Below are 21,593 nucleotides of genomic sequence, written 5' to 3'. Positions count from 1 at the left end.
CGCTTGAGACCAGATAGGTGGACAAATGACCAAGCCCACCCACATTGATTGATGCAGGCCCCATGCGGATCAACCTAAATAACGCGCCCGGCCCAAGACGGACACATAGAACTGGATGCTGCCGCCCGTCATCCTCTTGCCATTAGCAATGACGGACGCCCGCGCCGGTCTATCCCGGAACCAATTGATCGAACTGACCTATGGGAAGCGGGAAGGGCGGGTCAAGATCCCCACGGCCCGTGTTGCACAATGGCTGATCGGGCAACCTGGCCAATATGGGCCAGCTCATTGCCGGATTGGGCGCGCAAGGCAAATCACTACCGGGTTATCTACTCGCCATCAGTGAATATATGTTTCGGCTGACGCCCGCAAATCAGGCTGGCGCCACTAACGGACTAGGTGGGCCTTTGCCTTAAACACCGCGAAAGCGTGGCTCTGTTGGATTGCAAATACCAATCAATCGCGAGACCGGTGATGTACGTGGCGGGCCCCGTCAACAACCAAGTCGGGCAAGGATCATCAGGGAGGGCGTTGTAAAGCACACCGCCGCCGCTTTCAAAGCCAACGGGCATTGCATTCGCGGGAAGGTTCTCCGCTGAGAACTCTTGCAAATGGCGGCCACCAAAATCTTGGTAAAAGTTCTCAGCTGAGAACTTTTTGAAATAAGTCTCGTTAATACCTGTCGAGGCCTAACCGCCGCCAGCCGTTTGCCTTAACCACCCCGGGGGCGTGGGATTGCAAAGATCAGCGATCGCGGAATCGGTAATGTACATGGCGGAGCCCCGTAACCGTCAAAAAACAAGTGGGGCAAGCATATATTAGGAAGACGTTGCAAACCGCGCCTCGACCGCCTTCAAAACCCACGATATCGCATTCCCGGGAAGTTCTCAGCTGAGAACTCTTGCAAATGGCGGCCACCAAAATCTGTGCAAAAGTTCTCAGCTGAGAACTTTTTGAAATAAGCCTCGATAATACCTGTGGAGGTTCCAACCCGTCTGCCGCATGCCGCTGACCGGATGACCATAATGACGCGGATTGCACTCCCGGTTATATTTTGCCCGTCGGGAAATCCATCCCCCCTGAGGAAGAGCAACTAACGGCGATTTAACTGCCGTTACGACTGATTTTGCAATGATAATCAAGGCGTTGACCAACTGCTTATCAAAGCTTGCAGCGGAGGGTTTCTGGCCAAGAGGGCACAGCCGCCGATGGATAGCGCCTGTCAATATCTTGCACTATCGCCCTACCTTAATCAAGTGCATAAGGCTTGCCTACCTGACATTTTAGCCGATCGTGTGGCAAGCAACGACGACAGATGCAAAGCGAAAATCAAAATCCTGACTGCGATCCGGCCGTTGGTCCGCTGCAACGAACAGGCCATCTGATCATGGACGGGCAGGCCTTGAATCCGAAAACATCCTCTACGGGGCTGGAAAGGTGGCGAGGCAGTGATGGCTCTTGGTCTGGGATAGTAAATGAGACAGGGCACCTTGCCCGGCATCTTCCTCTTGTCGCTACGTTGCTGCTGGCATCGCTTGCGGCAATCGCCCTTGTAGCTGCGGTCAGCGTGGGAATCGGTGACCTGTCCATACCGCTGTCGACGACGTTCTTTGCACGGGCCAACCGCATGGAGCGGACAGCGGTGGAGATCAAACGGATCCGGACGATGACCCGGAATTATCGTTTGAGGCGGGCATTGATGGCGGATTTTGCGGTGCAGGAATTTTTCTTTCCGGCGCCATCATGCAGTCACTGTTGTGCAATCCGCCTGCCAGGCGACATGCGACGGCGAATGCCAATCTCGCAGCTCTTGGTGTCGTCAAACTCGGACGTTTTCCGCACCGCTCAATGTCTTCGGATGGTCCCGTACCCACTATGCGGCGGCAGCGGGCGCCTTTTATCGTGCCAGGATGGCCGAAAAGCCCAATGATCGCTGACAGAGCCTTTCGCGCGCCAACGAGCAGCTTGCTCATAATGCGCGCGTACCGGCACAATCACCAAAGCCACGAGCCGCAGGATGCTGATGGATGCTGATGGATGCTGATGGATGCTGATGGATGCTGAGCGTCAAGATGATTGGTCCCGTTCGTCAAGGAGCATGCAGCGGACCAGGCTCGTTGCTTCCGGCGCGCAGGAGCATCAACACGGGATCTGTTACGTGACGCCTTCTGCGTCGAGGCACGTGTGGGAATGTACAGACACCATCAGCGCCCGCATATCCACTACCTGCCGTAACGGCACGCCCTGCCTATCCGTGCTGCGAGACCACTGCCGCAGTGCTGCAATCACTTGCGGACAAAGCCGGCTATTCTGCGCGTCGCCAGACGGATGATTTGCATATCAATCCGCCCAGAACACATCCAGATAGCGTGACCTCATTGTCAGAGAATTGCGCCTTGCCTGAATAGGTCTTGCCGCTTTCTGTATCGTAAAGAGAGCCGGCATATGTGGCAGGACCTGTTGATTTCAGGCTCACCGCCTGAATACCGACCACGGACCGGTTCCGTTTTGAAACATCCGGATTGTTGACATCATTGACCGGGTTTTTCATCCATATGACCGTACCGCACAGACCGGTGCCGCAGTCGCTTAGCCGGACCTTGGTGCCCCCGGACTGATTGACATAAGTGCCGGTTACCTGCTGCGTATCGGCGGCAGCACCGGTTACAAGTGCGGAGGACAGGACAAGGGCAAGGCCAAATTTTTGATATGTGAACAAGGCATGATCTCCAAAGGACAGTCGAGCCCGGCTATAAGCGGGCTAATGATTTGCTGATTAACAATATAGACCGTAAATCTGACGAGATTAGGGGTAAAAAAAGAGCAAATTTCGATGGTGCTGATCGGCTTGTCCTGGCCGGCTCGGTCACCAGCCCCTGCCCGAACACAGCCCTTGCGAATCACATAAGTCTATGCTTATGTATTCTCATGAATGAGACAGAGTTTTTCAAGGCACTGGCCGATCCAACGCGACGCGCAGTTTTTGAACGTCTTGCTGACGGCGAAATGAATGCCACCGCGTTGCGGCAGGGCTTTGCAATGTCCCAGCCAGCCATCTCGCAACATCTTGCTGTCTTGCGTAGTGCCGGTTTGATTGCCGAACAAAAGCTCGGTCGCAACGTGATGTATAGAATAAACCCGGATGGGATTGCACGGATGCACCAATGGCTAAGCCGATATCATGCGTTCTGGCCGAAGCGGGTGGACGAGCTGAGACAATTGCTCAAGGAGATGGATCAATGACACCCAAAAGCGAAGCGCAGATCAGGCTCACTTACGAACTGGATGCTGAACCAACAAAAGTGTGGCGCGCATTAACCGTCCCCGAATATGTCTCGCGGTGGCTCGGCAGTCTCCCGTGCTCTGATATGGACGATGAAGCAGCACAGGACCGTATCGAGCTGCGCCTCATCTCTGCGGAACCGGGCACGTATGTGCGCTATAGCATCAAAGATAATGAAGCGGTTAGTACCGTGTCGTTCCAGATCAACGCGAATGACAAAGGTGGAACCACTTTTCATATCGTGCATGAGCAATCCATGATTGCTGCGAACTGCAATTTCCCAAGGCAACGCCTGGCCGCCTGACCACAACAAACTTCCAATTTGACAGAGAGGAGTTCGCCTATGCGCGACATGATGCAACTTGTGCCTATGGTCGTGGAACAGTCCAGTCGGGGGGAACGGTCTTTTGACATATATTCACGACTGCTGCGCGAACGTATCGTTTTTCTCAATGGTCAGGTGGAGGATGGAATGGCCGCGTTGATTTGCGCACAACTGCTGTTTCTTGAATCTGAAAGCCCCACCAAGCCTGTCTCCATGTACATCAATTCGCCTGGCGGCGTGATAACCAGTGGTCTTGCGATATATGACACAATGCAATTCATCACCTGCCCTGTTGCAACATTGTGCATGGGTACCGCTCGATCAATGGGTTCATTTCTTTTGATGGCTGGCGAACCCGGTCATCGAACTGCCTTGGTCAATTCCAGCATCCATGTGCATCAACCACTTGGTGGATTCCAGGGTCAGGCCTCGGATATTTTTATCCAGGCTGAAGAGATGCGGCAAACGAAGCAGCGTGTGACGAGACTTTATGCAGAACACTGCGGACGCTCTTTTGAAGAGGTGGAGCGGACATTGGATCGCGATCATTTCATGACCGCCGACGAGGCAAAAGAATGGGGATTGATTGATACGGTTCTGTCAAGGAGGGAAGGGCCGCAGCAACTGCTGCCTGCGTGAGATTGGCACCTGCAAACCCGCAGACTTCACATGCAAAAACATGTAGATACATGTCCACAATAAACGGCACGTGGAAAGCAGGCGGTATGAACAAGGCGAAGCGGACAGTTTATTTCGCACTCGGCTGGCTAATGGTCGCGCTCGGCTTCATAGGCCTGCTTCTTCCCGTGATGCCGACAACGATCTTCCTGATTTTGGCCGCCTGGTGTTTTGGACAATCATCGCCGCGATTTGAGAAATGGCTGCTTGAGCATCCCGTCTTTGGGCCGACATTGGTCAAATGGCGGGCGCATGGCGCCATACCAATCCGGATCAAATGGATTGCATGCGGCGGCATGGCCGTCGGCTATGCTTCATTTTATCATTTCGCTCGACCGTCACCATTATTGGCAGGGTTCGTCGCTATATTTTTTTATCGCCAGTGCCGCATATGTTCTCAGTCGGCCAAGCATCTAAATTCGCTTTTCTGTCGATTTGTCGAACACATGCAGAGCATCGGCATCAATGGCAAAGCGTTGCACGGCACCCACTGTCACCTGCGATCGAGGGGGCAGACTGGCTGTAAGGCGTTGCGTGCCGATGGTAGCAGTAACAACAAGTTCCGGCCCTGTCAGTTCGACCACTTCAATCTTTGCATCTATGCCAAAATTCGTGGCCCCTACCTGCGCAAGCGTCAGGCTTTCGGGACGGACACCAACTGTAATGTTCCTCGCTGCAGCGGCGGACTTGTGAAGATTCGCGGGGAGGGGAATACTGCTCGCTGTCCCGTCAATGTGAGCAAGCCCATCGGAAAAAGTGGAATCCAGCATGTTCATCGGTGGAGAGCCGACGAAACTTGCCACATAACGCGTAGCGGGACGATTATAAATTTCATCCGGTGTGGCCAGCTGTTCGATCTGACCATCGCGCATAACCGCGATGCGCGTTGCCAGTGTCATGGCCTCGATCTGATCGTGAGTTACATAGACAATCGTCGTGCCAAGCATTTGATGCAAACGTTTTAACTCGGTTCGCATTTCCATCCGCAATTTCGCATCGAGATTTGAAAGCGGCTCGTCAAACAGGAATATTTGCGGATCGCGCACAAGCGCCCGTCCAATGGCCACACGCTGGCGCTGGCCACCGGACAGTTCGGATGGTTTGCGCCCCAGCAAATTCTCAATCTGAAGTATCCTTGCCGTTTTCTGTACCGCGACATTGCGGTCTGCTTCGGAAACTTTGCGCATTTCCAGGCCAAAACCGATATTTCGGGCCACCGACATATTCGGGTAGAGCGCATAAGACTGGAAAACCATCGCTATATCCCGGTTCTTCGGATGAATTCCGGTTACAGAGCGGTCACCAATGCGCACATCTCCACCCGTGGCCTCGGCCAGTCCAGCGATAATATTGAGCAGAGTGGACTTGCCGCAACCTGAAGATCCCAGCAGCACCAGAAACTCCCCATCGGCAAGTGACAGATCAATCCCTTTTAAAGTTTCGATGTTACCGTAGCGTTTGCGAATATCCACAAGTTCAAGCGCGCTCATGACTCTTTCCCCGAAACGATTTGAAGATCTTCACCATCATAGCGGCGAGGCACAGTGGATATGGCCATGGTGGCGATACGCACACCAGCAAGGAGACTTTCTTCGATACTCTGGCCTCTGGCTTGCGCAGCCACGAAGGCAGCGTTGAAAACATCCCCTGCGCCGATTGTATCGACGACAGCAACACAAGGCGCTTGTGCCAGGACCACAACATTGTCCGGCCCTATAGCCAGAGCGCCTTCCGGGCCACGTTTGACGACAACAATTGCATCGTCCGGCATCAATGCCTTCAGCTTGTGCGCAGCTTCAGTTGCATCGGTCGCATGGGTAAGCGAGGTGGTTTCCACCTCATTAAACAAGGCAATGTGACAACGCCTGAGCCAATGTCGCGTGCGTGAACGATTTTCCTCTGTCCATCCGTCAACAGGCCAGCCGGTATCAAGAGCGATCTTGATATTATGCGCTGCTGCCCAGTCAAACAGAGCGTCATAATCATTTGCAAGTATACCGGTCAGGAACGAGCCGCACAGGATTGCCGTACCGCCTTCCAGACGCGTCGGGTCGAGCATGCTTTTCACGTCCGGCCATGACAGATGCCCAATATGGCCTTGGGTTGTAAAGAATGTCCGTTCACCATTGGGGTGGGTGATCCCAACGGAAAGGGTCGTTCCGGTTCGGGCCACTGGCCAATGGGTGGCATGGTCGTTGAATGCCTGCCGCAACCATTCGCCGAACTGATCATCGCCAACATTGGCGGCGATCTGGCATTCAACGCCCAAGCCCAGCAAAGCTAAAGCTGCATTGCCGGCCGATCCACCGACCCGGAGCTCATCATGGTCGACCATGATCTCCGTTCCTGGTGTTGGCCAAGGTTCGGCAGGCCCCAATATAAGGTCAACATTGACATTACCTATAATGGCAAGAGGCCGCAGCGCCATGTTATTCACTCCGCGTAATTTTGGTGGAACGTACAGGCGTTCCAAGGTCCTTTACGCGCGAACCGGCAAAGCCGAGCATGAAATGTTGCGCAGCGGGCAGAAGTGCAAACACAGCGGCAATACCTGATGCGGCACCGACATCAATCATTACTGCCTCTTTGAGAGGCTCTTCATCCGATGCATCAAACACAATAACCGGCGATCCTGCCTCGAGCGCGGAGAGCGCCATGCGGCTGACGAGTTCCGCCGTTCCGTCCTTGGCTCGAAACAGAACAACGCCAACATCTGGTCCGAGCATCTCCATTGGCCCGTGCCGCAATTGACCGCCTTCCAGCGAGAAACAAGGGATACGCGACAACTCGGTAAGACCCAGCGCTATGGCTTCGGCCACACCCTGCATTCGCCGCCCGGATGTGACGATCGCCCTCACATTGGAAAAAGCAGAAATCGCTTCATTGACTTGGGTAACGTCAGACGATCCCAGGATCCGCAAGGCTTCTGCCGTGTTTTCTCCCAATGCATTGATGATCGCGAGGTGCAACGCAAAGCTGATGGTCAGACTGCGCGTCGCAGCAAATGCCTTTTCAGTTCCGCCAGCACCTACGAGGGAAGGAATTGTACGCGCCAGCGTCGACCCTTCTTCCAGCGTCAGACCGAACGTATCAGCTCGAATACCTCTCTCACCGAACCAACGCAAAACTTCGGCACTTTCACCTGACTGTGACGTGACAATAATTGTTTTGCCGTCCGTCGACAGTGGCTGACCCAGTTGTTCGGACAAAGGAACCGCAATGGCATCAATACCGAGGCTTCGGTAAAATGGCTCGACTGCGCGACCGACAGCATGCGAACCGCCCATGCCGAGCAGCAGCAACTGCCGGGTCTTGCGCAATGACTGTGCAATTGTTGCCGCCAAAGTCGAAGCGGTCTCAAAAGAAGCAAGGGCGTCTGCGTTCTGTCGTCCCATTTCTTTTTCAATAGCGACAAGTCCGGCGGGCTTTGTAGTTTCAGAAAGCATATTCATCCTTTAACACCGCCACTTGTGAGGCCCGAAATTAGAGCACGCTGCATGAACAGACCTATCAACAGCGGGGGGAGGGCGGCCAGTACGCCCGCAGTTGCAATCAAACCGTAATCCGACACACGCCCGCCAGCCAGATCGGCAATAGCCACGGTCAAGGTCTTGGCGCGCTGATCAGAAGTGAATAGCAACGCATAAAAAAACTCATCCCACGCAAGCAAAAATGCAAACAGAGCGGCAGTGGCCATAACCGGCGCCGCCAGGGGGAGTGTGATGAGACGTAATATTTGATCCAGTCGCGCACCATCCATGACGGCAGCGCTTTCGATCTCCCGCGGAATTGAGTCAAACCCTGACTTCAACAACCATGTGGTAAAGGGAGCAAGGATCGTCAGATAGACGAGGGCAAGACCAAAGACATTATTGAGCAAACCGAACCATGCGAGTGCCATGTAAAGCGGAACAGCAAGGGCGACCGGGGGAAGCATATAGGTCGCAATGACAGCATAGAGCGACCAGCCAACGGAAGGCGTCCTTGAAACTGCCCATGCCGATGGAATGGCAACGGCAAGCGCTGCGACAGTTGCCATGCCGGCAACCTTGAGACTGTTGAAAAGCGAAGCGACAAAAGCCTCACCCGCACTGTTTGCAACTGAAGACAGAAGCACACCATAGCGCGAAAGGTCCACCGTATCCGGCCACCAATGCAAGGGTTTTGCAACGAGGTCCGGTGTTGATGAAATACTCATAACAAAAAGCCACACCACGGGTGCAAGAATGATAATCGCCAGGACCAAGGCTGCGATGTGAACAAATATGGTGAAAGGCAGGCTTTGACGTTCCATCAGGATGCTCCTGCGGTTTTGCGAATAAGAGCTGCATAGGCGACGGCCAGCACCGTCACCAGCAAGGTGACAATTAATGCCAATGATGCGCCGGATCCGGCTCGCTGGAACGAGAATGCTTCCTGATAGACCAGGATGGACAGGGTGCGGGTGCTGTTTGCAGGACCGCCGCGAGTCATGACCCAGATAATATCAAAGACCTTGAAAGCCTCGATTGTTCGCAGGACCAATGCCACCATGAGCGGCCCGGCCAGATAGGGCAGGGTGACAAAACGGAAGCGTGACCAGACACCTGCGCCATCTACCATGGAAGCTGCCGTAATATCGCGGGGCACAGCCTGAAGAGCGGCAAGAGCAATTAGGGCAACCAGCGGAAAATTTTTCCAGCAATCCGCAAGGATCAGCGATGCAAGCGCCGTACCGGGCTCGCCAAGCCAAGACCTGTATGAGTCGAGCATTCCGATTTGCACGAGGAGTGCATTCAGTGCTCCATATTCGGGATTATATATCAGGCGCCACAAGGTGGCATTGACGACAGTTGGCAAGGCCCAGGGTAAAATCATCAGTGCACGCAAGACTGAGCGGCCGTAGAAACGTTGATTGAGAAGCAATGCCGCCAAGACCCCGATCACCATCTCTGCGGAGACGGAAAGAACCGCAAACCAAAAAGTCGTCAGGAGTGAACGCTGGAAATTTGAACCGGAAAGGACCTTCACATAATTGTCCAGCCCAACGAAACTGCCCTGGGTTCCTACCAGCTTTGCATCGGTAAAGGAGAGCCGGATCGTATCGATCAGCGGCCAGCCAATAACCGCTATCATGACGACAAGCAGCGGCAGCATAAGCAGCCATGCCCGGGTCGTAATCCAATTGTTCGTCATGAAATATTGCTCGCTATACCAACAATAATGCAAACAGTATTGAAAGGCGGCTGATAAAGCCGCCGCCTTTCAGATCAAATCATAGGCCGCTGTTTTCAGCCGCCGTCTTTAGCGCCGCTTCCGGCTGTTCCTGACCCAACAATGATTCCTGAACTGCCTGCTGCAATGCCGTCGACAGTTCCTGATATTTTGGTGTTGTCGGGCGCGGATACATGGCAGCCAGCCCCGTCTTGGCAGCCGCGATCAGTTCCTCCTGACCTTTCGAAACAGCTGGGTCGTCATAAGACGATGTCCAAATTGGCAAGCTGAGCTTGGCATATTGGTTTTGCGTCGCCTGGGAAGTCATGAAAGTAATGTACTTCCACGCCTCATCAGGTTGTTTGCTGGTCGAGGTAATCCCGAGACCCATCGAGCCGTTAACTGCCGAGACCGTGCTTTTTCCCTCTACGCCGGGAGCCGGAACGACTCCCACCTTGCCGGCAACCTTGCTGTCCTTTGGATTGTTGGCCATGTTGTACATATAAGTCCAGTTCAAGGCGAAGGCAGCTTCGCCATTCTGGAACACGCGCCGGACATCTTCTTCGAGAAATTCCTTCGAGTTGGGGTTTGTCAGGCCTGACTTGTAGCTTTCGACCATGTAGTTGAGCGCATCAAGGCCGCCACCTGTCTGGAATACCGGTTTGCCATCCTTGATAAAACTGCCGCCATAGGCACTGACCAGCGTCGTGTAATCACAAATCGCCGCCTCGGCCTGAGACCAACTCCAAGCTATTGGCGTTGAGAGCAGACCCTTATCCTTGATGATCTTGGCCTGCTCGGAAAGCTCGGCCCAAGTCCTGGGCGGGTTCGCGATACCGGCTTTTTGTAGAATTTCCTTGTTGTAGAACAGATATTTGGTGTCGAGTATCCATGGCAGACCATAGCGCTTGCCTTCATATTCGACAGTCGTCCATGCACCGGGAAGAACGCCTGATTTCATCTCGGGAGTGATCTTGTCCGACACATCGAGCAATACTTTGTTCGTTGCATATTCAGCAGGCCAAATAACGTCGAACAATACAACGTCATAGCCGCCACCCGATCCCTGTGCGAGGACAGTCTTGTCATGCAAGCCCTCGTATGGAACGAATTCAAGATTGACCGATATATCCGGATTCGCCTTTGTGAAAGACTCTGTCATGGCGCGCACATCAGCTTCGCTGTAAGCGGCCTGTGCCATGAACAAGGCATTGATCTTGGTTTGAGCGTGAGCGGGTGCGGACAGCGCCGCCGCTAGCAGCGTTGCGCCTAAAAGCGCGGTCGTGACGGATTTCAACATTCTTACCTCCTGTATAGCTCTGGCAGTTCTGAACGCTGACCGGTATGGACAGTGCTCGACGATCGCTACAGATCGAGAGCTTTTGCTCACGTTCCCCTGGAGACGATTTTTCGGCGACTCTTTTGGTCGACTATTAAATCAATTCTCTTGACTTATTAGTCGATCAATATTCTGCTGCTGTCAAGAGGGCACGGACATGGATGACAGACCGGCGATAAAAGCCAAAAGCGGTACCAACCTTGGTGGAGCAAGCGCCCATAATCGACGTATCATGATCGATGCGCTACGGATTAACGGAGCCTTGTCTCGTGCCGACTTGGCGAGGGCGACCGGGCTGACACCCCAGACAGTGTCCAACATCATCGAAGACCTTGCCAGTGAGGGTCTGGTACGCTCGCAAGCCAGTATCCGAAAGGGCAGGGGACAGCCGGCAACACCCTATCAACTGGTGCCCGAGGGTGCCTTTGCAATCGGCCTTCAGATTGACCGACATGTAACGCGCACTGTTATCGTCAACCTGGTTGGCGATGTGCTGGTTCAAATCGAGGCAATGCTCCCGTCAGGAGGACCGGAGGTGGGTGTCGTCGTGGTGCTTGATCTAGTAGCACGGGCAAGAACAATGTTAGCCGAACAGGTTTCCGGCGGTGAAGATCGCCTTGTCGGGCTTGGGATCGCCATGCCCGGACCTTTTGGTATTAACACGCTTTATGACGATCCTTGGATGATGACCGCCTGGCAAAGCTATCCACTTGTGGAACGTATCGCCGAAGGTACGGGGCTTGAGGTCGCGTTACAAAATGACGCTTCAGCGGCGGCGACGGCTGAGCGGTTACTCGGCGCAGCACACGGTCTTGACCATGCCATCTGCATTTACTTCGGCTATGGCCTGGGTACAGGCCTCATCCTCAACGGCGAACTTTATGGGGGCGCTTATTCCAATGCCGGAGAGATCGGCATGATGCTGACCTTGGTGCCGGGAGATGGCACCGATGTCGAGCCGCTGGAGCACTATGCTTCGATGGCGGCATTGTGTAAATTACTGGAACTTGATCCGTCTGCGCCGGATCTTTTTGCAAAGGTGACCGACGCGGTACGACAGGGCGGGTCAAAGCTTGAACATTGGATGGATGACGTTGCAGAGCGGTTGCGGCGCGCGGTCCAGATACTGGAACTCGTCTTCGATCCGCAAACAGTTATCCTATGCGGTGGCGCTCCCCGAATTCTGATTGACCGGCTTGTAGAAAAAATCGAGCCCTTACTACCATCCATTGCTGATCGGACAAACCGCCATCCGCTGCCGCGACTGCAAGCTGGACTTGCCGATCCTTGGTCTGCTGCACTGGGTGCTGCTGCCGAACCTATCGCCCGTGCTTTCGACCCGAGATTCTCGGCAATCTTGAAGAACGCGTGAACAATACGCCAAGGAGGCTGATTATTCCCTGCCATCTCGTCACGCACTCTGCCTCCAAACCTTCAATAGGTGATCGCGAGCAACCTCAGACAGATACGCCGGGTAAGCTTACGGTTGCCTCGTGCGGGACCAGTTGACACTTTGCAACGGATTTTGCGACGTGGCCGCCAATGTCTCGCGGCAGAGAAAGCGCGTTGTGACATTGGGGGGCGTGACCAACAGTTCAGGCTTGGCCGGTCGCTGCCCCACTGAATAATGGGGCAGGGCAGACTGATTTTCCGCGTTGAAGCGAGAGATCAGGAACCCGGGCGACCTGGTGAGGTATAAGCAACGAGATTCCTGTGTAGTGGCACGGGTAACTCAATCATCGCCTTGATCGGCTTTTCATCGAGAATCGCGCCAAAGCTTCAGCTTCTCCGTGATCAACCTCCTTACGGTTCCAGAACGAGACCACGCGTGACGATCACGCCTACCTGCCAAGGCTGGAGCGAAACCTTGCCGATATGATTGCGCGCGTCTGCTGCAGTGTGAGGCCGAAGAACTCTGAGGTCGCCTCAAGCAGGGCAAACGAGCAGGTGCCTTCGTCCAAGTCGATGTTTGTCGTCAGCAGTGCGCCTTAAGGTCGGTGGGGGTCTTGGCCGACGATGTCAGCGAGCGTCCGGTGTGGCCGCGGCTTACCCGTGTCATGACGGCAAGCATCATGCATGCAATCGAACCGATAGTCAGAAGGTGCAGCACGGAGATCTGATCGATCAATCCTGTTGTTCCTGTGGCGATACCAATGAATCCCAGTGGAACGAACAGATAGGCGACGTGCAAAACCAGAAGCAGCTTTTCCGGGTGTGTCGTCCAATCGCGCCAACGCGCCAACCGAACACCATGCAGGGTCGCCGCGACGAGCGCAGCTATTCCGGTTAACCTGCTCTCCGGCCAGAAAGTCCAGAGGCGAAAGTCCCCAGTGCACCGAAAATAGCAGTGACATCGAACGCGTTGTAGGAAACCGGGAAGTCGGTTCGACCAAAGCGATTGAGCCAGTTACGGGTGAAACTTGGAAGAATGCCGCCACCACAATTATCATCAGCATTGAATAGACTCCGACAGCCAATCGGGTCGCGCTTCCGGCAGTGCCTCCGCTTATGACGGAATAATGAAAGAATATGTTCGCGATCGACAGTGCGGTCAATCCGCCGACGACTTTCAGATCTTTCCATTTGCGGCCGGCGATCACCTCTCGAGCGCAAATGAAAAGAAGCGAAAGAAGAAATGACGCGTCAATTGCAACGGCGGGCAGAACACCGATCGTCCGGGTCAGCATCATTGCGGAACGTCCAACTGCCCAGATCGAAAGCAGGGCCACCAGCGGACACCCGGACACCCGGACACCCGGACACCCTCCGGTTGAGTTGGGGACTGCTGTCAATAGAAATCCGGCAAGCACGGCTGGCGCAAATCCAAACAACATCACATGGACGTGCCAAGAAAAAACGGACGAAAACCGCTATGTCGTCGACCCCTATCTACCTAAGGAAGGCTATCTGGAGCTGCGCCCGGACAGGCCAGGCTGGGGTGTCGAGATGGACGAGCAGGCAATGACGGAGGAAGGCTACATTCACTGGCAACGACGTGTGCCGAAACGGCCGGACGGCTCTTATGCCTTCCCCTAGCAGTGGGTGGTCGTAGCGGAACTGAAGCTAGCAAGTCAGGAGCATCCTTTCCGACGGTGCCAATTGGGGCTTTTGGACGGGCGCGGCGCAATCGTCAATATCTCGTCCATTTGCGGTGAAGTGATCGTCTATCCGCAACCGCAGGTTTCTACAATGCCGCGAAGGCCAGCGTGAACCTTTTGACCGAACCGCTGGCGGCCAAACAGGGCGTGCGCGTCAACGCTGTCGCGCCCGGCTATGTCGGCACCGAACTGACGCTCAAGGGGCGCAGCAAGGAGGAATGGTTCGGAACCTGGATGCGCAGGACGCCAATAGGAGGCTGGGCGAGCCCAGCGAGATCGCCAATGCCGTTCTCTTTCCGGCCGACGCCCGTCTATATCACCGGCACGGTATTGACGTTCGATGGCCGCTAAGAGAGACGCGCCGCTCGATGGTTCGACACCGACTACGGTTTCATGCAGTGCCGGTCGCGCATGCCGTAATGTAGAGCCCAACGACTTGGGGATCAGCGAGGAGGGGACGCAGGTTCGAACGCCGGCACAAGCCGAGAAGTGTTTCCAGTCGGACGCATAAACCTTGCGAGTATTGGCGGAGCTCGCGCCTCGACATAATCACGGGCACGCTCGGTCAGATTCTGCAAATGGGTCGGCAGGGGAGGAGGCGCACTTGGAGCAGAAGGGGTTAGCGAATTGTAGTCGGTTGGTTGTGAATCGTCGGCCATCAGGCCGCGTGAACGTCGGTTTGCGAGAAGTCGTTGCCTTTGAACAGCAGCGGTTCGCCCGAGGCTTTCGCCAGAGCATAGGCGAAGCAGTCGCCGAAGTTGAGGCCGGCCTTGTGACGGCCCTTGCCGAAATCAAGGAAAGCCTGTCGGGCCAGTTCGCCATGCTCCAGTGTCACAGGCTCGACGATGATGCCGGCGCGCCGGAAGAAGGCCTCGGCCTGACGCATGCCATCGGCCCCGAGTTGGCCCTCCACCACCATAGCCAACTCGACGTAATTGGCGACGCTGATCCGGGTGACTTCAGCGTCATGGATGATCTTAACGAAGCTCGCCGCCTCGGGCTCAAGATAGAGGATTGCGACCAGAGCCGAGGTATCGACGATCATTTCGGCAGGCCGTTCTTGTCATAAAGGAATTCGGCATGATCGACATAGGGGCGCTTGACGTGCGCTGCGGCACGATCGGCGATCGCTAGGAGCTCCTCGACGCTGGCCCGGCCCTTTTGCCGTTCGATCTTGGCGAACCGCTCGCGTAGCGCCTCGGTGACGACGCGGGTCATGCTTTCCCCCGTGGCGTGAGAAATCGCCTGCGCCAGGCGGTGGGCTTCCGGATCTTTGATGCTGAGGCTCATCTATGGTGCATTCCATCTAGAAAAATAGCGTTATTTCTAGATTTCTACACGGAATTGTTGCTGCTTTCAAGCCTGCCAAACATTGGCGTAACGATGGCGGGCTCGATATCATTCAAACATTGAGTCGCGGCCATTTATCGAGAATGGTTGGAATCGACATTCATGTGAATGGGAGACTGTGAAGTGGCAAACAAAAAAATAGCGCTGTTTTCGGCTTTTACGATTTTCGCCTGCTCATATCCCGGCCTGGTCGCAGCTGCAGAAGATGATCAGGTGGCGCGTATCACCGTCAATCAAATCATACGAGGTGAGGGTAAAGTCGGAGACATGGCGACTTCCCAAAATGGGGAGGTCGTATACATCGTACTGGAGGGCGGCATTATCGAGGTGAGGAATACGCGATACAAGACGGCGCAGCGTTACAGTGTGGTGAAACCAAATGATAATAGCCGCAACAATTGAAGGGCTCGGCGATTTCGAGCCTGCCCTTGAAATAGCGGAGGGCAGAAAGACACCTTGATGCCGATTACCGACCTGGTAGCAAATGCCGGCGGTTGAAGCGTGGATCATTCCCATGTCGTATGGATGAAGGGTTCGGGTGCATTTTCGACGCCCTGCCAACCGATTCCGCACCACGAGCACGTCCTGGACAATAATCTGCGTTCGCTCTTGTAGCCGTGGGCCTGTTTGTGCGCGTGGATCGATAATGGGTGACTGCGACGTCTTGATGAGTGCCATCACGTTCGCTTGATGCAGCCTTGGTTATGGAGATCTCCCTCTTTGTGTATTTCCGCGGAACTGCTTGTCTTGCCAGAATCCTGATGCTAACTTTTCTCAAAATCAGAAAACAAATGCACAGCCAGCTGGTATCGCCAGCCATCGGAACAAGTTGTGCAATCCATAGCGGAGGAAGCAATATGGAACGCCGTCAATTTCTTGCTGGTGCGGCAGCACTATCCTTGCTTGGTACTTCCAGCTCAAGGGCGGGGGCTCAAACAGCAGGGGCCCTGGAAAAAACCAGCGTTACACTGGGTGTCGGCGGCAAACCCCTTCTTTATTATCTGCCGCTGACAATTGCCGAGCGCCGGGGGTTTTTCAAGGAAGAGGGTCTTGATGTCACCGTCAATGACTTTGGCGGCGGAGCAAAATCCTTGCAGGCCCTGATCGGCGGGTCTGTCGATGTTGTAACCGGCGCGTATGAGCACACGATCCGGATGCAGGCAAAAGGACAGGATGTGCGAGCCTTGTGCGAGCTTGGCCGGTTCCCGGCCATTGTGATCGCTGTCCGCAAGGAACTCGCTGATAAAATCAAGTCTCCCGCCGATTTTGCCGGATTGAAGATCGGCGTGACAGCACCTGGATCGTCAACTGCGCTGACTGCGCAATATGCGATGGTCAAAGCCGGACTCAAAGCCAATGCGGCGCCCTTGATTGGTATTGGCGGTGGCGCCAGCGCCGTGGCTGCAATCAAACAAGGACAGGTGGATGTAATTTCACATCTGGACCCGGTCATTGCCAAGCTTGAAGCAGATGGCGACATCACTGTCATCATCGATACCCGTACCGAAGAGGGAACAAAGGCACTATTTGGCGGATCAAATCCAGCGGCAGTGCTCTATGTCAAGAAAGAGTTTGCCGACGCAAATCCCAACACTTCAAAAGCCTTGGTCAATGCCTTCGTCAAATCGTTGAAATGGTTGCATGGTGCTTCGCCAGAAGAAATTGCAGACAGCGTTCCAGCGGAATATCAATTGGGCGATAAATCGCTTTATTTGAAAGCAGTAGCCAATTCATTGCCCACCTATTCGCTTAACGGCGTCCTGACAATGGAGGGCATGCAGTCGGTTCTCAATACATTAAAAATCCTCGATCCAGAATTTGCAAAAGCCGATATCGATCTTGCTGCAACGTTTGATGACCGGTTCATCAAGGGATAGGCAGCATCAATGACAGTACCCCTATCCGAGGCGGGCACCCGTGCAGACGCCGTCGAGTTGCAAGGCATTACCATCGCTTTTCCGGTTGCCCATGAAAAGACATATGAGGCCGTTGGCGAAACAAATCTGAGTGTTCGTGATCGTGAGTTCGTTGCAATTGTCGGACCAACGGGCTGCGGAAAGTCCACCCTTTTAAATGCGACCGCTGGTTTGCTCAAACCAGCACGGGGCCAGATCAAAATCTTCGGCAAGACACATACCGGGATCAATGGCCATGCCGGATATCTCTTTCAGCAAGATTCGCTTATGCCGTGGAAGACATCGCTTGATAATGTTGCGATAGGGCTGGAAGTAGCCGGAATTCCGCGTCGTGAAGCACTTGAGCGCGCTCGCACATGGCTGGGGAAAGTCGGACTTTCCGCCTTTTGCGACCGTTATCCGCACATGCTTTCCGGCGGTCAGCGCAAACGTGTGGGATTGGCACAGGTCCTTATCCGCGACCCGAAGATCATATTAATGGACGAGCCTTTTGGGCCGTTGGATGCACAGACCCGCCTTATTATGGGTGATCTGCTGCTTGATTTGTGGACAGCAGATCGCAAGGCAGTCATGTTTGTTACGCACGATCTTGATGAGGCAATCGGTCTTGCTGACCGGGTGGTCATTATGTCTGCCGGACCGTCGTCGCGCATTATTGGCGATTACACAATTCCACTAACCAGACCACGCAATATGGCTGACATCAAATCCGAGCCGCAATTCCATGAAGTGCACCGGGAAATCTGGAATGCGTTAAAGGAAGAAGTGCTCAAAGGTTATCGGCAGGCGGAAAAAGCATGATGAACCGGGGACTTTTACTTCTCCTGCAAATTTTAGTGGCTGTCGTCGTTCTGGTAGCCTGGCACGTTGCCTCAACCACAACCCTTATCGGTGATCCTAAAACAATCAGTTTTTTCTTCGCCGAGCCATTGGCCGTTGGCAACCGCATTCTCGACTGGTTTGCCGATGGTTCGATTTGGTATCATCTCGGCATAACACTCACTGAGGCTGCACTTGCCTTCATCATCGGTTCGCTCGGGGGCGTGATTGTCGGGTTCTGGTTTGCGCGCAAACCACTCCTTGCTGCCGTTTTCGATCCTTATGTGAAAGCAGCCAATGCTTTGCCACGCGTTGTTCTTGCACCAATATTTGCATTGTGGCTCGGGCTTGGCATCTGGTCGAAAGTGGCCTTGGGCGTTACTCTGGTTTTTTTCATTGTGTTCTTCAACGTCTATCAAGGCGTCAAGGAAGTAAGCCCAGCTGTGCTATCCAATGCGCGCATGCTTGGCATGAACGGAAGACAGTTGCTGCGCCATGTCTATATGCCGTCCGCGTTGTCCTGGATGTTCTCATCTTTGCATACGTCGGTAGGTTTTGCGGTCGTGGGAGCAGTAGTCGGTGAATATCTCGGCTCAGCAGCGGGCCTGGGATATCTTATTCACGAGGCTGAAAGCGTCTTCGATGTCACCGGCGTTTTTGCAGGAATGTTTGTTTTGACTTTTTTCGTTATTCTTGTCGACTGGCTGGTGACACTTGTTGAAAACCGTCTGCTTGTCTGGCGGCCAAAGAGCGCTGCTTCCTTCTGATTCAGCGCAGACTTGAAAACCACGCAATAAGTTCCGCGCTATTGTGCAAAGAATGGGCCCGCATAAGGCGTGCCCTGTGCGCTTCGACAGTGCGTTTCGACAAGCCTATTTCCGCCGCAATCTGGGCATTGGTCTTGCCTTGGGACACCAGGGTCAGAACTTGTTTCTGTCGATCGGAGATGAGGCTCATATTTCCTGTCACGGCCCGGTTTGTCGGCTCGAAACAATAAAGTGCCTCTGCAAACGGATCGGCGTTATTGCGGCTGCGACCGCGCACCCGGCACCAGAAGCTGGTTCCGTCCCTGCGCCTCATCAAACGTTCATCGTAATAGACCTTACCGCCTCCAAGATTGCTTCTCCACATCTCGCCGGTGCGAACGAAATCTCTGATCTTGGGATAGAGCCGGCTGAAACTCTGATTGATCAACTCCAGCCGCTCATAGCCAAAGGTTTCAGCAAATTCGGAATTGCAATCCCTTATGATACGGTGCGTTGCATAGACCATCGGCACTGGCAGGTCCGTCAACTGAAAGCGTTTTTCGCTCGCAGAATTCACAATGTCTAAACTGGAAAGCTCCGGTACTGTCATGCAGTATTAATACGACTATCTGTGGCACCGGCACAAGCTTTACCGTTGATAAGGAGGACGAAAGAAATGGGAGACTATTCTTGAAAAAAGTTCAATCAAGCGTGGCTGACGCACTGGAAGGTGTTCTGTTCGACGGCATGACGATCATGGCCGGTGGATTTGGCCTTTGTGGTATTCCCGAAGCGCTGATTTATGCAATCCGCGATTCCGGTGTTAGAGATCTGACCGTAATATCCAACAATGCCGGTGTTGACGGCATTGGTCTTGGCGTATTGCTCGAAACCAAGCAAATCCGCAAAATGATCTCGTCTTATGTTGGCGAGAACAAACTTTTTGCGCAGCAATATCTATCGGGGGAACTGGAACTGGAGTTCAATCCGCAAGGCACGCTTGCCGAGCGCATTCGGGCAGGAGGAGCCGGAATTCCCGCCTTTTTCACCAAGACCGGTGTCGGCACCATCATAGCAGAAGGCAAGGATGTGCGGGAATTCGATGGCGAGTCTTATGTCATGGAGCGCGGGCTTTTCGCCGATCTATCCATAGTCCATGCCTATAAGGGTGATACGGAGGGTAACCTCGTTTATCGTAAAACGGCCCGCAACTTCAATCCGATCATGGCGACTGCCTCAAAGTTCACTGTGGCGGAGGTGGAACACCTGGTCGAGGCAGGCATGATTGATGGTGACCATGTTCATACACCCGGTATTTTTGTGAAGCGGATTGTACACGTTCCAAATCCGACAAAACATATTGAACAACGGACAACGCGACCGAGACTTGTCGCTGAAAACGGAGCGCACTGATATGGCGTGGACACGTGATCAAATGGCCGAGCGGGCTGCAAAGGAACTTGAAGATGGTTTCTACGTCAATCTGGGAATTGGCATCCCCACTCTCGTCGCCAACTACATCCCAACCGGTATGAGTGTACAGCTCCAGAGTGAAAACGGAATGCTTGGTATGGGGCCATTTCCATATGAAGGCGAAGAGGATGCTGATCTCATCAATGCCGGCAAGCAAACAATCACACAGTTGCCAACGACGAGTTACTTCAACGGTGCCGATAGTTTTGGAATGATCCGCGGCGGGCATATCGACCTTTCGATCCTGGGAGCCATGCAGGTTGCAAAAAATGGTGATCTTGCCAACTGGATGGTGCCCGGCAAAATGGTCAAAGGCATGGGTGGCGCAATGGATCTGGTTGCAGGGGTCAAGAAGGTTGTCGTTGTGATGGAGCATGAAGCAAAAGGTGAAGCCAAACTGCTCGAAGAATGCACATTGCCACTAACCGGCCAGCGGGTAACAGACCTTGTCATCACTGATCTTGGCGTTTTCACTATCGAGAGACGTGGTGAGGCCAAAATGACCTTGATAGAAATCGCCCCCGGTGTGACCGTTGCAGAAATCAAAGCAAAAACCCAAGCCGCTTTTGATGTGGCCGTTTGAACTAAATGGCCCGGGAAACCGGGCTATTTAATCTTCTCGACTTTGCAGAGTGTTTCACCATGTTGCGGGCGCTCCAGACATTGAGCCTCATAGCGGAACGTTCCGTAGTAGACCTGAGCACAGCCTGAAGGCAGGCAAACCAATGTTACAAACCCCAAAACGAGACTCGTGAAATAAATCCAGCCAGAAGCCTTCTTTTTCATGATGGCATACCTATATATGTCGAGCTGCAAGTGACACAGCGGCGTTACAATCCACTGATATTCTTCAGCAATTGGTCAAGTCAACGATCGGCATATTTGTCATTTTACCGAGATTTGGTGCTACTTTAAGGCAAGCGCTCCACATAGTTTTCGATCACGTTTTATGTGAACAGGCATAAAAGGGTTGATCCAAACCGACGGACGTATAAGTTCTGCCTTCCGATTTGTTAACCAAACCATTCACGTTAGGAGCAAAGCGATGAACAAAACCATCGATAACTATTCATTGCCAGAATCGATTACAACAGCTTTAGCCAATGGTATTAATATTGTCAGGGCATTTCGCGAACAATTCGGTTATTCAATTGAAGATCTGGCCGTGTCATGCGGTCTGACATCTCTCGAAATCGAGACTATTGAAAGCGGTCAAAATTCGGACCCGAGCAAGCTAGAACGTATTGCTCATGCACTCGGTTTGCCGAGCAATGCAATGATCATTGAGGATTCAAAGCGCCTTAGCGCCTGACACTTCGATAACAACAAATCGGTAAAAAGGCTGCCAGGGTGATATCCCAATCCTGGCAGCC

24 protein-coding genes and 5 pseudogenes are annotated in these 21,593 nt (G+C 53.7%); 14 read left to right on the top strand and 15 right to left on the bottom strand.

Annotation, left to right across the window (positions count from 1 at the left end; translation table 11 throughout):
• Positions 1 to 2,305: 2,305 nt before the first annotated feature.
• Positions 2,306 to 2,719 (bottom strand): DUF2147 domain-containing protein, encoded by a 414-nt coding sequence (locus QFZ34_RS05470; RefSeq protein WP_307277901.1) that lies wholly within the window; start codon positions 2,717 to 2,719, stop codon positions 2,306 to 2,308.
• 209 nt (positions 2,720 to 2,928) lie between these two features.
• On the opposite strand from QFZ34_RS05470, the gene QFZ34_RS05465 reads away from it, so the two are divergent.
• From QFZ34_RS05465 to QFZ34_RS05450, 4 genes and pseudogenes are all read left to right on the top strand, one after another.
• Positions 2,929 to 3,243 (top strand): ArsR/SmtB family transcription factor, encoded by a 315-nt coding sequence (locus QFZ34_RS05465; protein WP_307277899.1) that lies wholly within the window; start codon positions 2,929 to 2,931, stop codon positions 3,241 to 3,243.
• Positions 3,240 to 3,587, top strand: a complete 348-nt coding sequence (locus QFZ34_RS05460; RefSeq protein WP_307277896.1) for an SRPBCC family protein — start codon at positions 3,240 to 3,242, stop codon at positions 3,585 to 3,587. The genes QFZ34_RS05465 and QFZ34_RS05460 overlap by 4 nt, the downstream gene beginning before the upstream one ends.
• Positions 3,588 to 3,626: 39 nt before the next feature.
• Entirely contained in the window at positions 3,627 to 4,247 is a 621-nt protein-coding gene (locus QFZ34_RS05455; RefSeq protein WP_307277892.1) for an ATP-dependent Clp protease proteolytic subunit, read from the top strand.
• 50 nt (positions 4,248 to 4,297) lie between these two features.
• Positions 4,298 to 4,703: pseudogene (locus QFZ34_RS05450) on the top strand (YbaN family protein).
• Here QFZ34_RS05450 and QFZ34_RS05445 read toward each other — a convergent pair.
• From QFZ34_RS05445 to QFZ34_RS05420, 6 genes are all read right to left on the bottom strand, one after another.
• Entirely contained in the window at positions 4,700 to 5,776 is a 1,077-nt protein-coding gene (locus QFZ34_RS05445) for an ABC transporter ATP-binding protein (RefSeq protein WP_307277889.1), read from the bottom strand. The pseudogene QFZ34_RS05450 and the gene QFZ34_RS05445 sit on opposite strands and share 4 nt — an antisense overlap.
• Positions 5,773 to 6,714: a carbohydrate kinase family protein gene (locus tag QFZ34_RS05440; RefSeq protein WP_307277887.1), complete on the bottom strand. Its 942-nt coding sequence runs from the start codon at positions 6,712 to 6,714 to the stop codon at positions 5,773 to 5,775. Before QFZ34_RS05440 ends, QFZ34_RS05445 begins: the two co-directional genes overlap by 4 nt.
• 1 nt (position 6,715) lies before the next feature.
• On the bottom strand, positions 6,716 to 7,732 hold the full coding sequence (locus tag QFZ34_RS05435; protein ID WP_307277884.1) for an SIS domain-containing protein: 1,017 nt from the start codon (positions 7,730 to 7,732) through the stop codon (positions 6,716 to 6,718).
• A gap of 2 nt (positions 7,733 to 7,734) precedes the next feature.
• Positions 7,735 to 8,580, bottom strand: coding sequence for a carbohydrate ABC transporter permease (locus QFZ34_RS05430; protein WP_307277881.1), 846 nt, complete (start codon positions 8,578 to 8,580; stop codon positions 7,735 to 7,737).
• Positions 8,580 to 9,461, bottom strand: a complete 882-nt coding sequence (locus QFZ34_RS05425; protein ID WP_115053985.1) for a carbohydrate ABC transporter permease — start codon at positions 9,459 to 9,461, stop codon at positions 8,580 to 8,582. The genes QFZ34_RS05430 and QFZ34_RS05425 overlap by 1 nt, the downstream gene beginning before the upstream one ends.
• A 79-nt stretch (positions 9,462 to 9,540) precedes the next feature.
• On the bottom strand, positions 9,541 to 10,779 hold the full coding sequence (locus QFZ34_RS05420; protein WP_307277877.1) for an extracellular solute-binding protein: 1,239 nt from the start codon (positions 10,777 to 10,779) through the stop codon (positions 9,541 to 9,543).
• A 196-nt stretch (positions 10,780 to 10,975) separates the two neighbouring features.
• Here QFZ34_RS05420 and QFZ34_RS05415 point away from each other — a divergent pair, with 196 nt between their 5' ends.
• The gene (locus tag QFZ34_RS05415; protein WP_307277875.1) at positions 10,976 to 12,190 is read left to right on the top strand and encodes an ROK family transcriptional regulator; all 1,215 of its coding nucleotides are present in this window, start codon (positions 10,976 to 10,978) and stop codon (positions 12,188 to 12,190) included.
• 296 nt (positions 12,191 to 12,486) lie between these two features.
• Here QFZ34_RS05415 and QFZ34_RS23310 read toward each other — a convergent pair whose 3' ends face one another.
• From QFZ34_RS23310 to QFZ34_RS23300, 3 genes and pseudogenes are all read right to left on the bottom strand, one after another.
• Complete coding sequence (locus tag QFZ34_RS23310) at positions 12,487 to 12,585, bottom strand: DUF2274 domain-containing protein (protein ID WP_370878713.1); 99 nt, start codon at positions 12,583 to 12,585, stop codon at positions 12,487 to 12,489.
• A 74-nt stretch (positions 12,586 to 12,659) separates the two neighbouring features.
• Positions 12,660 to 13,075 (bottom strand): annotated as a pseudogene (locus tag QFZ34_RS23305) (NnrS family protein).
• Positions 13,076 to 13,211: 136 nt separating this feature from the next.
• Positions 13,212 to 13,652 (bottom strand): annotated as a pseudogene (locus QFZ34_RS23300) (NnrS family protein); the annotation flags it as partial.
• Between the two features lie 25 nt (positions 13,653 to 13,677).
• On the opposite strand from QFZ34_RS23300, the pseudogene QFZ34_RS05405 reads away from it, so the two are divergent.
• Together QFZ34_RS05405 and QFZ34_RS05400 are read left to right on the top strand one after the other, a co-directional pair.
• Positions 13,678 to 13,854: pseudogene (locus tag QFZ34_RS05405) on the top strand (mandelate racemase/muconate lactonizing enzyme family protein); the annotation flags it as partial.
• Positions 13,855 to 14,024: 170 nt separating this feature from the next.
• On the top strand, positions 14,025 to 14,267 hold the full coding sequence (locus tag QFZ34_RS05400; protein ID WP_307277872.1) for an SDR family oxidoreductase: 243 nt from the start codon (positions 14,025 to 14,027) through the stop codon (positions 14,265 to 14,267).
• Between the two features lie 43 nt (positions 14,268 to 14,310).
• Here the strand turns inward: QFZ34_RS05400 and QFZ34_RS05395 are convergent.
• The 3 genes and pseudogenes from QFZ34_RS05395 to QFZ34_RS05385 all read right to left on the bottom strand — a co-directional run.
• A pseudogene (locus tag QFZ34_RS05395) lies at positions 14,311 to 14,575 on the bottom strand (integrase); the annotation flags it as partial.
• Complete coding sequence (locus QFZ34_RS05390; RefSeq protein WP_307277870.1) at positions 14,575 to 14,961, bottom strand: type II toxin-antitoxin system VapC family toxin; 387 nt, start codon at positions 14,959 to 14,961, stop codon at positions 14,575 to 14,577. The gene QFZ34_RS05390 and the pseudogene QFZ34_RS05395, both read right to left, overlap by 1 nt.
• Positions 14,958 to 15,206, bottom strand: a complete 249-nt coding sequence (locus tag QFZ34_RS05385) for a type II toxin-antitoxin system VapB family antitoxin (protein WP_307277867.1) — start codon at positions 15,204 to 15,206, stop codon at positions 14,958 to 14,960. The genes QFZ34_RS05390 and QFZ34_RS05385 overlap by 4 nt, the downstream gene beginning before the upstream one ends.
• A gap of 183 nt (positions 15,207 to 15,389) precedes the next feature.
• Between QFZ34_RS05385 and QFZ34_RS05380 the strand changes: the two genes are divergently transcribed.
• From QFZ34_RS05380 to QFZ34_RS05365, 4 genes are all read left to right on the top strand, one after another.
• Positions 15,390 to 15,668, top strand: a complete 279-nt coding sequence (locus QFZ34_RS05380; protein WP_307277865.1) for a hypothetical protein — start codon at positions 15,390 to 15,392, stop codon at positions 15,666 to 15,668.
• Between the two features lie 455 nt (positions 15,669 to 16,123).
• On the top strand, positions 16,124 to 17,143 hold the full coding sequence (locus QFZ34_RS05375) for an ABC transporter substrate-binding protein (RefSeq protein WP_307277862.1): 1,020 nt from the start codon (positions 16,124 to 16,126) through the stop codon (positions 17,141 to 17,143).
• 9 nt (positions 17,144 to 17,152) lie between these two features.
• The gene (locus QFZ34_RS05370; protein ID WP_307277859.1) at positions 17,153 to 17,983 is read left to right on the top strand and encodes an ABC transporter ATP-binding protein; all 831 of its coding nucleotides are present in this window, start codon (positions 17,153 to 17,155) and stop codon (positions 17,981 to 17,983) included.
• Complete coding sequence (locus QFZ34_RS05365) at positions 17,983 to 18,768, top strand: ABC transporter permease (RefSeq protein ID WP_307278983.1); 786 nt, start codon at positions 17,983 to 17,985, stop codon at positions 18,766 to 18,768. The genes QFZ34_RS05370 and QFZ34_RS05365 overlap by 1 nt, the downstream gene beginning before the upstream one ends.
• Position 18,769: 1 nt before the next feature.
• On the opposite strand, the gene QFZ34_RS05360 is transcribed toward QFZ34_RS05365, so the two are convergent.
• A complete protein-coding gene (locus QFZ34_RS05360) occupies positions 18,770 to 19,357 on the bottom strand; it encodes a PAS and helix-turn-helix domain-containing protein (protein ID WP_307277856.1) in 588 nt (195 codons plus the stop codon).
• Positions 19,358 to 19,494: 137 nt separating this feature from the next.
• Between QFZ34_RS05360 and QFZ34_RS05355 the strand changes: the two genes are divergently transcribed.
• The gene (locus tag QFZ34_RS05355) at positions 19,495 to 20,160 is read left to right on the top strand and encodes a CoA transferase subunit A (RefSeq protein ID WP_307278980.1); all 666 of its coding nucleotides are present in this window, start codon (positions 19,495 to 19,497) and stop codon (positions 20,158 to 20,160) included.
• A gap of 1 nt (position 20,161) precedes the next feature.
• Complete coding sequence (locus tag QFZ34_RS05350) at positions 20,162 to 20,803, top strand: 3-oxoacid CoA-transferase subunit B (RefSeq protein ID WP_115053993.1); 642 nt, start codon at positions 20,162 to 20,164, stop codon at positions 20,801 to 20,803.
• A 23-nt stretch (positions 20,804 to 20,826) separates the two neighbouring features.
• Here QFZ34_RS05350 and QFZ34_RS05345 read toward each other — a convergent pair whose 3' ends face one another.
• Entirely contained in the window at positions 20,827 to 21,006 is a 180-nt protein-coding gene (locus tag QFZ34_RS05345) for a hypothetical protein (protein ID WP_307277852.1), read from the bottom strand.
• 259 nt (positions 21,007 to 21,265) lie between these two features.
• Between QFZ34_RS05345 and QFZ34_RS05340 the strand changes: the two genes are divergently transcribed.
• Positions 21,266 to 21,532, top strand: a complete 267-nt coding sequence (locus tag QFZ34_RS05340) for a helix-turn-helix domain-containing protein (protein ID WP_115053994.1) — start codon at positions 21,266 to 21,268, stop codon at positions 21,530 to 21,532.
• The last annotated feature ends 61 nt before the right edge of the window (positions 21,533 to 21,593 follow it).

Origin of the sequence: Phyllobacterium ifriqiyense, assembly GCF_030817885.1 — a bacterium.
GTDB lineage: Bacteria > Pseudomonadota > Alphaproteobacteria > Rhizobiales > Rhizobiaceae > Phyllobacterium > Phyllobacterium ifriqiyense.
Note: the sequence above shows the minus strand (reverse complement) of the source record. Positions and strands in the feature narration are given on the sequence as shown.